A 15,196-nucleotide genomic window follows, 5' to 3' on the forward strand; every position below is an offset into this window, starting at 1 on the left:
AGCACCGCGACTGCGCCTTCCTATACCGTCCTTTAGAGCAATGAAAATGTACCAAAGCTACTTGTAGTAAAAATACAAAATATTACCTTCGTTCAAGACAGCATACAATTTCCATTAAACCGATAACCATTTCTATTCCAGCGATAACTTTTAAGGTATTTAAGTGCTGAACCCCTAGACCAATCTGCGGCTTTTTTGCAACACAAATATAGTAAAACTACATAAAACAAACAATTTACATCGAATGTCGTTTAACATCCTCATCAACAAATCAAGTCCGGCAATGCAAATATTTGCAATAGCAAGACTCAAAAAATTTCGAGCAAAAAGACTCGAAAAGCGTGGTTAACACCATATTTTACTTAGGAGATGAAATGAGCAAAACTGTTTTAAAAAGTCTGCGCGCGGGCTCTCGCCTGCCAATGGTAAAGCCACTTGCAGCTGCAATTATTCTGGCCGCCACTTGCGCCGGCCAAGCACAAGCCCAATCCAACGTCACCATCTATGGTCGCGTGGATGCCGGTATCGATTACAACAGCAACCAGTACAACGCTTCGAACGGTCAACGCGGTGGAAAATGGGGTACTGGCGGTAACAGCTGGGGTACCAGCATGTTCGGTTTTAAAGGTACTGAAGATCTGGGTGGCGGACTAAAAGCTATCTTCACGTTGGAAAACGGTTTTAATGCGGGCAACGGCTCAATCAACGGTAGCAGCCCAAACAACCCGGCACAAATCTGGTCACGTCGTTCTTTTGTTGGTTTGTCAGGTGATTTCGGTACTGTCAAAATCGGTCGTGATTTAACTTTACCGAGTGACATCGTCTGGAGCCTGGATCCAACCGGTCAACAGAATCTGGGTTCGGCAACCTTGGTTAAAGGACGTAACTGGCCGCAAACCAGCAATCAGGTTCAATACATCTCGCCAAGTTTCGGTGGCTTCACAGCCCAAGGCGCATACGGTTTCGGCGAAACGCCTGGTGCAACCAAACCTAAGAGCAGCAGCGGTATAGCATTATCTTTTGTCCAACCTGGTTACTCCCTTGTAGCGATGTATGACGTTGCAAACGACGGTGCTGGTCGCTACTCGACCTTGTTCACAAATTCGAAAGAGTTGACACTAGGTGGAACGGTCAATATCGATAAGCTGAAACTATATGCAGCTTACCAAAATCTGTCGGCACCACAAGACGTGACGACTGGCTCAACCAAAGCGAACCATTTCTGGGTCGGCGCCAACTATCAGTTGACACCTGCACTGACATTGATCGCGGCCGCATATCACGTAAAACTTAACCAAAATGTCGGCAGCGCCAACTTGTTTATGGTGGGTACAAACTACAGTTTGTCGAAACGCACTTTGCTGTACGCAAGCATCGGTACTGTACGTAACGGCTCGAACACCAACTTCCAGGTTGAGTCAGGCGATGGCACTGGTTTGACTGGTCAAAACCAAAATGCGTTTTACACAGGTGTCAGCCACTCGTTCTAAGCAATACCCGGGTAAAGTGGATGGTCGCGTCGCTTGAGCTCGGCACGGCTGTTCACTTTACCTTGTAAATCTGCCGATTAGTGGCAACTGCAAGACGTCCCTGGGTATCCCCCAGATTTTGCCCATTCGACTATGAATGGGCATTTTTTATGGGCGATGCTTATTGATTGATAAATCGCGATTGACTATCTTACTTTGTGATTGGCTTGAAGGCTGCGGCAGCGTTATTTCATCATTTTGTCAAACGCGACAGTGCGTTACGCAGAATGTGGTGATGTGGTGATATAGCTGGCACTCCGGTGGCTGGCACTCCGGTGGCCGGCGAACCGGTCGCCAACGGTAGGCGACAGTTCAGCAGTCACAATCATAAAGTTGAGATAGCACGCAACTTTTACTTGGTATGTGAAATCAGGTTTGGCGTTGACGGGCCATTTTTATCTGATGCTGTTGAGGGCGATGCCTGCGTACCCTCTTCGGCTGCCATTTTATCGCTGGCCCCATCACCCTCGATTGCGGCAGTGTGCGTCAGAATGCCGCGTTTAGCCTGCCTCTGAAGCTCTGCAAATGGGCTCGCACGATTCATCGATACGCCAACCGCCAGAACGTCGATCAACAACAATAACAATATCCGCGACACCATCGGAATATGCATATTGCTGCCTTCGTCGTGCTCGACCGCCAATGTGTAATCTGCCCTCTTGGCAAGCTGAGAATTGCTCGGTGCCAGCGCAATGATGGTCGCACCGGAATTCACCGCCACCTCAACCGCTGGAGCCAAATGGCGCAAACGACCGGAGTTCGAGATAATCACGGCGACATCAGTACTTCTCAACAACGAGGCTGAGATTTCCTGTAATTGTGGATCAGTGTAAGCGGACGCAGGTATACCCAAACGGAAGAATTTCTGTTGCGCATCTTCTGCCACCAGACCGCAACTACCAAAACCATAAAACTCTACGCGTGAAGCCTGACTCAGAATATCGATCACCTTGGTCAGTGTGTCTGCATTGAGATTGTCGCGTACTTCCATCATCGCTGAAATAGTATTGTCGACGACCTTGACTCCCACATCCAGAGACGAATCGCCGACGTGCACCTGACTATGCGCGACCGGTACAGTGCCGGTGACGCCCGACGCCAGTTTCAACTTAAAATCGGCAAGTCCCTGACAACCCATGGTGCGGCAAAAACGAATCACGGTTGGTTGACTGACCTCCGCACGACGTGCGATTTCCGATATCGGCTCGCTCATGACGGCGCGAGGATGGGCTAAAATCAGACTCGCTACTTTCTGTTCAGCTGGTGAGAACTGTGAACGCGCCTTGCGTATTCTTTCCAGAATCGGCACGGCGTTGCCGCCACCTAAATGCTCTGCCAAAATAGCTGCGACGCCGACAAAAGCGGGATAAGGCGCAGTGATGACATACGTTGGAATTTTGGCCAGATAAGTACCGAATCGCCCTTTATTTTCAAAGCGTGCACGGAATGCTGAAGTGGCAAAATATTCACCCAAGCGTGGCACTACACCACCGCCAATATAGATACCGCCCAACGTACCCAACGTCACCGCCACGTCAGCTGCAACTGTACCCAACATAGCGCAAAAGCACTCCAATACTTCACTACACAAGACGTCAGTGCCATTTAAAGCCCGCTCCACAATCTGGGCCGTGTGTAGCGGCTCCGGATTGACTACACCGCGCATGTCGGCCAACGCCATATACGTAATTTCGATACCAGGACCTGACACCAGACGCTCGGCAGAAACGTGAGAATAGTGTCGCCAGCAATAGGCAAGGATCGCTGCTTCACGCGCATCGCCAGGCGCAAAACTGACATGACCGCCTTCGCTACCCAGGGCAATCCAACGTCCCTCTGAAGGAATTAAGCCTCCGACGCCTAATCCGGTTCCAGCACCGACCAGTCCGATGACGCCGCCAGTCAATGGTTTTCCACCACCGATTTGAACGCAATGGACATGCTCCAGATGCGGCAATGCCATTGACAACGCGGTGAAATCATTGACCACTAACAACGTGTCAAAATTGAGGCGACGACGCGTGGCTTCGATCGAAAAAGCCCAATGGTGGTTGGTCATTTTGATCTCATCACCATGCACCGGATTGGCAATCGCGATAGCGGCATGCCGCACTTGCGGATGGGGAATGGATGCCAGATAAGCTTCGACCGCCAGCGCAAACTCTGCATAATCAGCGCAGCGTAAAGTCTGAATCGCTTCAATTTGGCCGGGAGCACGTTCCAATGCAAATCGCGCATTCGTACCGCCGACATCTGCGAGCAAGCGTGGGCCATCCAGGTAACCGTCCGCCGAGATTGCGTTAAGATTTGCGGTTGTAGATGACGCCATGAAGTGAAACTTTCAATTAATACAATTGGTTAATTAATCTAAAAGATAATTCGACTGTTGATGCATCGGTGCACTTCGACATATCGTTAAATGCACGCATCTCTTAATATCAAATTATCGCATTAGTTTTGCCAAATTTCAGCGATCCTCAGGCCATTGCGCCCCGGCTCGTGCCATCATCGCAAACGAGGCCGTTGGGCCCCAACTACCGGCCATATAAGGCTTGGGTGGAGACGCGCTTGATTGCCAGTGGTTCAACAAAGGCTCTACCCATTTCCAAGCTGCTTCTTGCTCGTCGCGACGTACAAACAACGATAAATTACCGCGAATGGCATCCAGCAAAAGACGTTCATAGGCCTCGGCCCGACGTTGTTGAAAAGCTTGATCGAACGACAGATCAAGTGCTACCGGCTGCATGATCATCCCATCGCCGGGTTGCTTTGCCAGACAATGTAATTGAATCGACTCATCCGGCTGCAAACGGATCACCAGACGATTACTCACTGTTCCGCTGGGTCCAAATGGCATCGGCAAAATCGCATGAGGAACAGGTCTAAAGGTAATAATAATCTCTGCGGCACGATGGGCAAGACGCTTACCGGTGCGAAGAAAAAACGGTACGCCAGCCCAGCGCCAATTATTAATCTCTGCGTGTAAAGCCACAAAGGTTTCTGTCTGCGAATGCGTTCCGATACCCGGTTCTTGCAAATAACCAGGCACGGACTGGTTATTAACAGCGCCTGCCACATATTGACCACGCACTGCGCGCAGTTCGAGATCTTCCGCAGAAAATGGTCTGAGAGCACGTAATACACGGACCTTTTCATCACGTACTGCGTTGGCATCAAACGAAGTCGGCGGCTCCATTGCTACCGTGCACAACAATTGCAACAAATGATTTTGTACCATATCACGCAGCGCGCCAGTCCCATCATAGAACTCTCCGCGCCCTTCCACGCCCAGTTGTTCTGCAATCGTCAGCTGCACGTGCGCAATTGATTCACGCCGCCAAAGTGGTTCGAACAAGCTATTCGCGAAACGCAACGCCAACAAGTTTTGTACTGACTCTTTGCCAAGATAGTGATCGATACGATAAATCTGATCTTCGGCAAAAACCCGTGCAACCGCGTCATTAATGGCATGCGACGAACGCAAATCATGGCCAAGCGGTTTTTCCAAGACAACCCGTGCTTGCGATAAATCAATCGTGCTCGCCGCCAGATTGGCACAAATGCGTTCAAATAAGAGCGGTGAAGTCGCCAGATAAAAAACCGAAACAACCTTATTCTCCGCCAGCAACTCGGCGAGCCGTTGATACCCGGTCGGCTCGACCAGATCCAGCGGCAGATAATCAATACGTGCCAAAAAGCTTTGCCACACCGCGTCATTCGGATTGACTGATTCGCTACCCTTCACATATTGGACGGCATTTTTGCTCACCCAATCCAGATACTCATCCCGGCTAAAAGACTGCTTTGAGACACAAATAATGCGTCCGCTCGCGTGCAACTTGGCATCCCGATGGGCGACAAAAAGCGCCGGAAGAATCTTCCGCATCGACAAATCGCCGGTCGCGCCGAACAGGGTAAAAATAAAAGGAGGTTGGGTTTGCATCGCTTTTCTGTAATAAATAAAAACTTATATTGCAATATTAATGTAGCATTACTACAATTACAAGTGATGAAAGAGACGATTTAACTTTATTATCTAATAAAATCAATTTTCTCTGTAGTTTTACTAGCTAACTTTTGATTACTCTTTAAGAGTTATCGTTTAGCCATCGCAGAGAAATAATGAAAGTTGCTGAGCAAGGGTGAACCATCACGCCGGAAAATCAGACATATTTAGTAGCAAAGGTGTAGCTTCCATGCACCGGTAGTGGATAGGTGTTTTTCAGTTTGCGTCAGCAATCGAGAAGCCAGCAATCACGGCTTACCAACGAAAGACACCTTATTTAGCGTTTTTAATACAGGAGACAAGTATGAAACTGCAGCAACTCATTAAAGCCACAATGGTAACAACGGTCACAGCAACTGCATTAATATCAGCATCCGCGGCGGTCAATGCCACGCAAGTTGAAGTGCTGCACTATTGGACTTCCGGCGGCGAAGCCAAATCGGTCGCAGAACTGAAAAAAATCATGGAAGCCAAGGGTATAACCTGGAAAGACTTCGCAGTCGCCGGTGGCGCTGGTGAAAACGCGACGACGGCACTTAAAGCCCGCGTCATCGCCGGTAGCCCTCCGACTGCCGCACAGATCAAAGGACCCGCTATTCAGGAGTGGGGCCAAGAAGGCGTGCTGGCGAATATTGACGCCGCCGCAACTGCCGGCAAGTGGGATGCGCTGCTGCCGAAGGTCGTTTCTGACACGATGAAATATCAAGGTCATTATGTGGCTGCGCCTGTCAACGTGCATCGCGTGAACTGGCTTTGGGTAAATCCTGAGGTATTAAAAAAAGCGGGCGCCAAAACGCCGACCACATGGCCAGAATTTTTTGATGCTGCCGATAAGATTAAAAAAGCTGGTTTTATCGCCATCGCACATGGCGGACAGCCATGGCAAGATGCCACGGTCTTTGAAACAACGGCGTTGGGTGTCGGTGGCGCTGATTTTTACAATAAGGCGATCGTGAAGCTGGATCAAAAGGCGCTCACTAGCCCGACTATGATCAAGACTTTTGACACGCTCGGAAAAATCAAAACCTACATCGATAAAAACGCTCCTGGGCGCGATTGGAATCTGGCTACTGCGATGGTCATCAACGGTAAGGCCGGTATGCAGTTTATGGGCGACTGGGCCAAAGGCGAGTTCACCGCTGCAGGCAAACAACCTGGCAAAGATTTCCTCTGCGTACCAGCACCGGGCACAACTGGATCATATACTTACAATATCGACTCGATCGCTATGTTCAAAGTAAAAGATCCTGCGGAACAAAAAGCACAGTTAACACTGGCAACGGCCATCATGAGTCCTGAATTTCAGGAAATTTTCAATCTGAACAAAGGATCAATTCCAGTTCGTCCAGATATTCCACGCGCCAAATTTGACAGTTGCGCAATCGAATCAATGAACGACATGGCAGCCGCAAACAAAGCCAATACTTTAGAGCCAAGTATGGCCCACGGCATGGCGGTCAGTTCGGCAGTCCAAGGCGCAATGCTGGATGTAGTTTCGAAGTTCATGAACTCGAATATGACATCGCAAGCAGCCACGCTGGCATTGGCCAAGGCAGCAAAAACTAAATAATTTTTTATTTAGACAAATCAACCTTTAAGACGTACATATACATAAACTCGCACATGAAGCTAACAAAATAAATTAGCGCACTAGTGAAGTAAATAGGTATGTAATAAGTACGTAAATAAAACCCGGATGTCAGCGTGATCGATATTAGCGCGTTGGCATCCGCCCGGTCTGAGGTTGGCTACTATTGCACATGCAATGGCGTCAGCACCGATGACCTGGCTATGATCCTGCATCAGGAGACTCGCATGTCCGATCAAACCCTCCCCTCTTCAACGATATCAGCCGGGAGCGCTCGTCATCCCTCGAAAAATCTAGCACCGCGAGGGCGCATCGCTGCTTTCGCCGATAGCTGGCTACCGCGTCTGGTATTATCACCGACCATTATTATTTCACTTGTATTTGTCTACGGATTCATTGCACTGACGGGATGGATGTCGCTGACCGACTCCCGCATGATGCCGAACTATACGTTAGTTGGTTTTCATCAATATACGGATTTGTTCGGCCTTGACCGTTGGTGGGTCGCTGCGACGAATCTAGGCATTTTCGGCGGGCTGTTCATTGTGATTTGCCTTGCAATTGGCCTTTTCATGGCGATTTTTCTGGATCAGAAAATTCGCGGTGAAGGCGCTTTACGCGCCATTTATCTTTATCCAATGGCGCTGTCGTTCATCGTTACTGGCGCGGCGTGGAAGTGGATTTTGAATCCAGGACTCGGTCTGGAAAAGATGATGCATGACTGGGGATTTACCCACTTTACATTTGACTGGCTGGTTAATTCTGACTTCTCGATTTATACCGTGGTCATTGCCGGTGTCTGGCAGTCATCGGGATTTGTAATGGCGTTATTTCTGGCGGGGCTACGCGGCATTGACGACAGCGTTATCAAGGCCGCCCAAGTCGATGGCGCCAGCCTGCCAACGATCTATCGGCGCATTGTCATCCCTGCTTTACGTCCGGTATTTTTTAGCGCCTTACTGATACTTGCCCACATCGCTATTAAGAGTTTCGATCTGGTGATGGCGTTAACTGCTGGCGGTCCTGGCACTTCGTCCGACGTACCGGCAATCTTCATGTATCAATATTCATTCTCCCGCGGTCAACTGGGATTGGGCGCGGCGTCGGCAATGATGATGCTGGCAACCGTCATGGCAGTATTAGTGCCGATGATGTACCTGGAAACGAAAGGAGCGCGCAATGGCCGCTAACCGCATGAGCAACACTAAAAGCAACGGCAGCACCATCCACCACGAGGGTTCCAAGCTTACAATCGGTCGTGCGGCGATTTACGTACTGTTGATTTTTTGCGCGCTGTATTACCTGATACCGCTGTATGTGATGCTGAGTACATCCGTCAAAACGCTGGATGAAATACGCACAGGCAATCTACTCTCGCTACCGCACACTCTCACCGGCGCAGCATGGATCAAAGCATGGGGTCACGCATGTACGGGCGTCGATTGCAACGGCCTGGCCCCCTACTTCTGGAACTCACTCAGAATGGCGATTCCGGCCGTACTCATATCGACTCTCATCGGTTCACTGAATGGTTACGTGCTCGCGCATTGGCGCTTCCGCGGGTCTGAGATTGTCTTTACCGCACTGATGGTCGGCTGCTTCATTCCGTTTCAGGTTGTTATTCTGCCGATGGCGCGTTTGTTGGGGATGGTCAATTTAGCCAATACAACGCCCGGCCTGGTGTTTGTACACATTGTGTACGGCATCGCGTTCACCACCTTGTTCTTCCGCAATTACTACATTACGGTGCCAGAGGAGCTGGTGAAGGCGGCACGTATTGATGGTGCAGGTTTCTTCATGACTTATCGCAAAATTATTTTCCCATTGTCGCTGCCGATTTTCATGGTCTGCTTCATCTGGCAATTTACGCAAATCTGGAATGACTTTTTGTTCGGCGTGGTGTTTGGTGGCTCGGACGCTAAACCAGTCACAGTCGCGCTCAACAATCTGGTCAATACCTCGACCGGGGTGACTGAATACAATGTCAATATGGCCGCCGCGATCATCGCTGCATTGCCGACATTGGTGGTGTACTTGCTGGCTGGAAAATATTTTGTCCGCGGGCTAACTGCTGGCGCTGTGAAAGGCTGAAAACCGTTCACCGCAACTATTGTTGTGGCGTGACTGAAGACTCACCAAAGACTCACAACGACTCACAACTGACTCACTAACGGGTGAATGTAACCCTCTTATTTTGCATCAGTCGACATAATCATTTCGACTGTAAAGATCGATCAAGGGATGGAGTAAAGATGGCTAGTTTATCAATTCGCAATGTGCGCAAAGTGTATCCAAACGGCAATGAAGTTCTCAAAGGTATTGATCTGGAGATTGCAGATGGGGAATTTCTGATTTTGGTCGGTGGCTCCGGGTGCGGCAAGTCGACGCTGCTGAACATGATCGCCGGGCTGGAAACTGTCTCCGAAGGGGAAATCATGATCGGCGACCGCGTGGTCAACGATATCCCACCAAAGGCGCGTGACATCGCGATGGTATTTCAATCGTATGCTTTGTATCCAACCATGACCGTGCGCGAAAATATTTCGTTTGGTCTTGGCATCCGCAAAGTACCCAAAGCCGAACAGAAAAAAATCGTCGACCGGGTAGCACAAACCCTTCAAATTACCCATCTGTTAGACAGCAAGCCAGCCCTTCTTTCGGGCGGCCAGCGCCAACGCGTCGCTATGGGTCGGGCTATCGCACGCGATCCGTCGCTGTTTTTATTTGATGAACCGCTATCCAATCTGGATGCCAAACTACGGGTAGAAATGCGGGCAGAAATTAAATTATTGCATCAACGTCTTGGCAGCACTATCGTCTACGTTACCCACGATCAGATCGAAGCGATGACGCTGGGTGACAAAATTGCCGTCATGAAAGACGGCGTGGTGCAACAATTCGGCACGCCACAAGACATCTACGACAATCCCCAAAATTTGTTTGTGGCTGGGTTTATCGGCTCGCCGTCAATGAACTTCCTGCGCGGCAAACTGGTCTCGCACGGAAGCAATGGCGGTGCTGCCTTCAATCTGGAACATGACGGACAATCCACATTGGTTCCGCTGCCCCCAACGCATACAGAAACACCCGCCATTGCCAGTTGGATCGGTCGCGAAATCATCTTGGGGATTCGTCCGGAACACGTCACTGATGCACAAAGCGCCCGCGGTGCAGAAATTGGCGCTTCGATTTCACATGATGACTATTGTCCGAGCGAAGTCTCCTGCACCATCGAAATGACCGAGCCAACCGGCCCTGACACGCTCGTATTCACGTACTTCAATGGTGCACGCGTCACCTGCCGCACCCATCCTCGCGCAGCCGCAAAACCGAAGGAACAAATGCAATTGGCTTTCGACTTATCGAAGGCGGTATTTTTTGATCCTGAGTCGGAGCAGAGAGTTAGTTAAGTAACGGCACACCATCACCGTGCTCTCATCCATGACAAGATAAATGTAATATTAGCGAATAAAATAGGCGGCGCATAAGGCCGCCTATTTGCATCCTGTTAAGCTTATTGCCGCGTATCCGGCGCTCTTACTGTCATTACTTTAAGACATTTCATCGATCAGATAAGGCCAGATTAAACATTGAGGTGGCGCATCTCAAATGCGCCCGAAAGTACACCTCTTTTGATCCTCGACTAAGTCTGCGTTATTCCACATAGACTTGCAAAATGGCGTACTGGGAGCAAACAGCGCCGCCGCTAGCAGCGGATAAATAATGCCTTTGTACGCAATGATTCTAATGCTTGACCCTATTGACGCCATCTTCTCCTGATGAAATAGATTCCGCGACAATCGGCCTATTTTTGATTAGGGCGATGACTCGCCTCCGGCGGGCAGCTTTGTTTCTCGTCTTCGGCGGTCATTGATTATTTGATGGCGTTGGTTATCTTTCATTTTTTTCCATCCCTTGCACTCGTCACGCGTGCGCAGGCAAGCGGTGCAGAAGCCAGATTTTCGGTCAAATTTACAGACCTCTATACAGGGTGATTTCACACTCATATTTTAGCGGCCAATTGCGGCATATGGACTTCCACTGTAATGTGCGATAGTCCTGTAACTTGCCGTAACAGAGCGTGATAGAAAGATGGACCATGCGCTAGCTTGTCAGTCACCACTGAAATTACGGCACCAAAGTGGCCGGGGCCAAGACGCCAAACATGCAAATCGATCAACTTATCGCCGGCAGTATCAACAATTGCCTTGACCTTGCCAGGCAATAAATCATCAGGGCTGACGTCCACCAGGTTTGCGCCTGTATCGCGAATCAGACCATAGGACCAGTTTGCAATCACTAATGCACCGACAAGGCCAGCAAGTGGGTCCATCCATAGCCAGCCAAATGATTGTGCCAACAGAAGACCAATAATCGCCAATACCGAGACCGCTGCATCGGCAATGACGTGAATATAGGCTGCACGCATGTTGTGGTCACGGCGATCAATCGTATCACTTTCTTGCTGATGCGCATGCTCTTCAAAGGCAACACTGTGAACACCTTGCGGCAGTGTTAGTAAAGCTGTAAACGCGTGAGGCTCGGGAATCTCTGTCGTTGACTCAAGATAATCCAATGTTTGTTTGAAGGAGAATATTTGGCGGGTACCGTTCGGACGCACGGTCGTGACACACACTTCCCCTGTGGGTAAACTGGCACCCGCGGTTTCTACTTTGATGCGAAAAACAGGCGGGACGCCGTCCTCAAAAATGGAGAGTACCAACAACCCGCCAGAGGTTTCTATGTTGTGAACTTCTTCACTGTGACCATGTGCGGCGTGATCGTGTTGATCGCTATCCGAATGCCCATGACTATGGCCAGCATGGTTACCACCGCTCAGTAACCAGGCGCTAGCAATATTCACCAGCAATCCGACCACGGCAATGGGAATGGCCTCACTAAAGCTAATAGGTACTGGCGACAAAAGGCGGGCAATGGCTTCATAACCAATGAACAAAGCAATCATCGCTAGGATGATGGCGCTGGAAAAGCCCGCCAAGTCGCCCAACTTGCCTGTTCCAAACACAAAGCGGGTGTCATTGGCATGTTTGCGGGCGTAAGTGTATGCTAACGCCGCGATCAACATCGCACCTGCATGGGTAGACATGTGCATGCCATCGGCCACCAAGGCCAGCGACCCAAATAAATGACCACCAATAATTTCGGCCAGCATCATAGCAGTGCAAAGCACAATCACAGCCCAGGTTTTGCGCTCGTTTTTGTCATGGCCTTCACCTAAAAAAACGTGGTGATGATCAACTTCAAACGGGGTATCATAAAGTTTATTGATCATAGATTCACTTAAAATAGCTGTGGACAACTTCAATCAGTCGCTCCTTTGCATCGCCTTGCGCACCGTCATGCGAATGAGGATCGGCGTCGACCAAATGGGTACGAATATGGTCCTCCAAAACCACAGCGAGCAAGCCGTTCATAGCACCTCGGCAACTGGTAATTTGCTGCAATACAGTAATGCACTCACTTTCCTCGCTCAAGGCGCGCTCAATCGCATCGATTTGCCCTCGAATGCGACGCACACGGTTTAAAAGTTTCTGTTTGTCGCGGATTGTGTGGCCCATATCTTCAACTCCATAAATAGGATAGGGGACTATATCATAATCAGGCAAATAGGAATGAGCAATTAGAGGAGCACCGGATAGAGGAGCACATATTGCGAATTGCTCGCGCTTCTTCCAAAAAAAGGGCGTTTCCGGCGAAGTGGGTGAAACGCCACTTATCCACCAAGCTCAATTTTTGTTACGACCAAGGCACCGTTCACTTTTTCAGCGACGAAATTGACCGTCTCTCCTTGTTTGACCTGGTCCAGCATTACCGGATCTTTCACCCTAAAAACCATCGTCATGGCTGGCATTTCCAGATTTGCCAATGGGCCATGCTTGATCGTGATCTTACCGGCTTCTTTATCAATTTTTTTGACTTCTCCGGTCGACATGGCAGCAGCATCAGCGGATGGCACTTCCGCAGTGTTAGCTTTGGCTATTTCTTCGGCCGCCATCGCACCAAACGGCATAGTCAATGAGACAGCGATTATCATGGCGCGCGCTGCCGATTGAATTGAATGGGTTCTCATTTGAAATCCTTTACGATATGTGTGGAAAAAATTTATTTGACAACGATATTCCCGCGCATCCCCGCTTCGAAATGTCCTGGTTGTAGACAGGCAAAATCGAATGTACCGGCTTTGTTGAACTGCCAAATCAGTTCACCGGTTTTACCTGGTTCCACAGATACCTGATTAGGGTCAGAGTGTTCCATTTCCGGAAATTTAATCATCAATGCGGCATGTTCTTTTAGCTCTAAGATAGAACCCAAAACTATTTCGTGCTTTACCTGGCCGGTATTCTTGACAACGAACTTGACCGTTTCACCGCGTTTGATTGAGATGGTCGCCGGTGTGAAACGCATCGCGTCGTTCATATCAATTTCTATTGTTTTAACTACCTTGCTTGCGTCGCCCGGCACCCCCATTGGTGCGGCATGGCCTTCCTGTTTGTCATCTGCCTTAGCATGGCCATCGTCACCATGAGCGAAGACATTCATCGATAACAGGGACAGTGCCAGCATCGTTGCGATTAAAGTGGATTTCATAAAATTATCCTCATAGTTAAAACCAGATGTTGTAGTGCCTAAAATAGAAACAAATCGCAAAAACTATTAATGGTCGCTATGCGAGCCTCCCCTAATGACCTTCAGAATTTTTTCACCTGGCTTCGCCTCCATGTGCTTGGCATCTGGCGCTTGCATAGCGTCCGGCATCGCGGCATCGTCACTTTTCCATTCATAGGCCGTTGTGCCGGGTGGATGCTTATACCAACCGGGGTCCTTATAGTCATTTCGCGCTATCCCTTGACGTATTTTTACGGTGGTAAACATGCCACCCATTTCAATGCCGCCAAACGGACCGGTACCGGTCATCATAGGTAAAGTGTTGTCGGGCAAAGGCATCTCCATCTCTCCCATTGAGCCGCCTTTGTCGCCCATCACCATATAGTCCGGTATCAGCTTGTTAATTTTGCTGAGAACATCGCGTTGATCCACGCCGATCATCGTTGGTACGTTATGACCCATCGCGTTCATGGTGTGATGTGCCTTATGGCAATGGAAGGCCCAATCACCTAGCGCATTAGCATCAAATTCAATCGCCCGCATTTGACCTACCGCGATATCTGTCGTCACTTCAGGCCAACGCGATCCAGGGGGCGTCCAACCGCCATCGGTTCCTGCGACAACAAATTCATGCCCATGCAAATGGATCGGATGATTGGTCATTGTCAGGTTGCCGACGCGGATGCGCACCCGGTCATTCTGGTTACACACCATCGGATCAATGCCAGGGAACGCACGACTATTGAAGGTCCACAAATTGAAGTCGAGCATCGTGCTGGTTTTAGGTGTGTAACTGCCGGGATCAATGTCATAAGCGTTGAGCAAAAAGCAGAAATCACGATCTACACGGTGCTGAGTCAGATCTTTCGGATGCGTGATCCACAGCCCCATCATGCCCATCGCCATTTGTGTCATTTCATCCGCGTGCGGGTGATACATAAACGTACCGGGACGCTTTGCAATAAATTCATATACGAATGTTTTGCCCGGTTGGATACCGGGTTGCGTCAGGCCAGTCACGCCATCCATGCCATTCGGCAAGCGCTGTCCATGCCAATGGACGCTCGTATGTTCTGGTAATTTATTGGTGACGAAGATACGTACCTGATCGCCTTCTACCACCTCAATGGTAGGTCCCGGAGACTGACCGTTATAGCCCCATAAGTTGGCCTTCATCCCTGGCGCTATTTCGCGCACTACGGGTTCGGCTACCAGATGAAACTCTTTAACGCCATTTTTCATGCGCCACGGCAAAGTCCAGCCGTTCAGAGTGACCACCGGGTTATAAGGACGCCCGTTAGATGGCGAGAGAGGCGCTTGTGTAGTCGCCCCAGCCATTGTGGCGGCTTCAGGAAGTGATGCGGCCCCCACCCGACTGACTAAACCAGCGCCAATCGCGACAGCGCCCGCACCGTTGATGAAATTTCTACGTGAGACCATAATAAT

Annotated in this window: 13 protein-coding genes and 1 pseudogene; 6 read left to right on the forward strand and 8 right to left on the reverse strand. The window is 49.7% G+C overall.

Annotated elements, in window-relative coordinates:
* Window positions 1-374 precede the first annotated feature (374 nt).
* Complete coding sequence (locus RGU75_RS01460; RefSeq protein ID WP_322232485.1) at window positions 375-1,490, forward strand: porin; 1,116 nt, start codon at window positions 375-377, stop codon at window positions 1,488-1,490.
* Window positions 1,491-1,681: 191 nt separating this feature from the next.
* Window positions 1,682-1,765 (forward strand): annotated as a pseudogene (locus tag RGU75_RS23900) (cytochrome b); the annotation flags it as partial.
* Window positions 1,766-1,881: 116 nt separating this feature from the next.
* Here RGU75_RS23900 and RGU75_RS01465 read toward each other — a convergent pair.
* Together RGU75_RS01465 and zwf are read right to left on the reverse strand one after the other, a co-directional pair.
* Entirely contained in the window at window positions 1,882-3,858 is a 1,977-nt protein-coding gene (locus RGU75_RS01465; protein ID WP_322232486.1) for a glucokinase, read from the reverse strand.
* 138 nt (window positions 3,859-3,996) lie between these two features.
* The gene (gene zwf, locus RGU75_RS01470) at window positions 3,997-5,472 is read right to left on the reverse strand and encodes a glucose-6-phosphate dehydrogenase (RefSeq protein ID WP_322232487.1); all 1,476 of its coding nucleotides are present in this window, start codon (window positions 5,470-5,472) and stop codon (window positions 3,997-3,999) included.
* A 367-nt stretch (window positions 5,473-5,839) separates the two neighbouring features.
* Between zwf and RGU75_RS01475 the strand changes: the two genes are divergently transcribed.
* The 4 genes from RGU75_RS01475 (at window position 5,840) to RGU75_RS01490 (ending at window position 10,533) form a co-directional block, all read left to right on the forward strand.
* Entirely contained in the window at window positions 5,840-7,105 is a 1,266-nt protein-coding gene (locus tag RGU75_RS01475; RefSeq protein WP_322232488.1) for an ABC transporter substrate-binding protein, read from the forward strand.
* A gap of 245 nt (window positions 7,106-7,350) precedes the next feature.
* The gene (locus RGU75_RS01480; RefSeq protein WP_322232489.1) at window positions 7,351-8,313 is read left to right on the forward strand and encodes a sugar ABC transporter permease; all 963 of its coding nucleotides are present in this window, start codon (window positions 7,351-7,353) and stop codon (window positions 8,311-8,313) included.
* Between the two features lie 4 nt (window positions 8,314-8,317).
* A complete protein-coding gene (locus RGU75_RS01485; RefSeq protein ID WP_322240155.1) occupies window positions 8,318-9,214 on the forward strand; it encodes a carbohydrate ABC transporter permease in 897 nt (298 codons plus the stop codon).
* A gap of 161 nt (window positions 9,215-9,375) precedes the next feature.
* On the forward strand, window positions 9,376-10,533 hold the full coding sequence (locus tag RGU75_RS01490) for a sn-glycerol-3-phosphate ABC transporter ATP-binding protein UgpC (protein ID WP_322232490.1): 1,158 nt from the start codon (window positions 9,376-9,378) through the stop codon (window positions 10,531-10,533).
* A 405-nt stretch (window positions 10,534-10,938) separates the two neighbouring features.
* Here RGU75_RS01490 and RGU75_RS01495 read toward each other — a convergent pair whose 3' ends face one another.
* From RGU75_RS01495 to RGU75_RS01520, 6 genes are all read right to left on the reverse strand, one after another.
* Window positions 10,939-11,130: a DUF1289 domain-containing protein gene (locus RGU75_RS01495; RefSeq protein ID WP_322232491.1), complete on the reverse strand. Its 192-nt coding sequence runs from the start codon at window positions 11,128-11,130 to the stop codon at window positions 10,939-10,941.
* Window positions 11,127-12,413 carry a CDF family Co(II)/Ni(II) efflux transporter DmeF gene (dmeF, locus tag RGU75_RS01500; RefSeq protein ID WP_322240157.1) on the reverse strand — a complete coding sequence of 429 codons (1,287 nt, stop codon included), beginning with the start codon at window positions 12,411-12,413 and terminating at the stop codon, window positions 11,127-11,129. Before dmeF ends, RGU75_RS01495 begins: the two co-directional genes overlap by 4 nt.
* Before the next feature lie 7 nt (window positions 12,414-12,420).
* Window positions 12,421-12,702 carry a metal/formaldehyde-sensitive transcriptional repressor gene (locus RGU75_RS01505; protein ID WP_322232492.1) on the reverse strand — a complete coding sequence of 94 codons (282 nt, stop codon included), beginning with the start codon at window positions 12,700-12,702 and terminating at the stop codon, window positions 12,421-12,423.
* Between the two features lie 155 nt (window positions 12,703-12,857).
* Window positions 12,858-13,199: a copper-binding protein gene (locus tag RGU75_RS01510; RefSeq protein ID WP_416186843.1), complete on the reverse strand. Its 342-nt coding sequence runs from the start codon at window positions 13,197-13,199 to the stop codon at window positions 12,858-12,860.
* Between the two features lie 47 nt (window positions 13,200-13,246).
* Window positions 13,247-13,732 (reverse strand): cupredoxin family protein, encoded by a 486-nt coding sequence (locus RGU75_RS01515; protein WP_322232493.1) that lies wholly within the window; start codon window positions 13,730-13,732, stop codon window positions 13,247-13,249.
* 66 nt (window positions 13,733-13,798) lie between these two features.
* Window positions 13,799-15,190 (reverse strand): copper oxidase, encoded by a 1,392-nt coding sequence (locus tag RGU75_RS01520; RefSeq protein ID WP_322232494.1) that lies wholly within the window; start codon window positions 15,188-15,190, stop codon window positions 13,799-13,801.
* Between the last annotated feature and the right edge of the window lie 6 nt (window positions 15,191-15,196).

Origin of the sequence: Glaciimonas sp. CA11.2 (assembly GCF_034314045.1) — a bacterium.
GTDB lineage: Bacteria > Pseudomonadota > Gammaproteobacteria > Burkholderiales > Burkholderiaceae_D > Glaciimonas.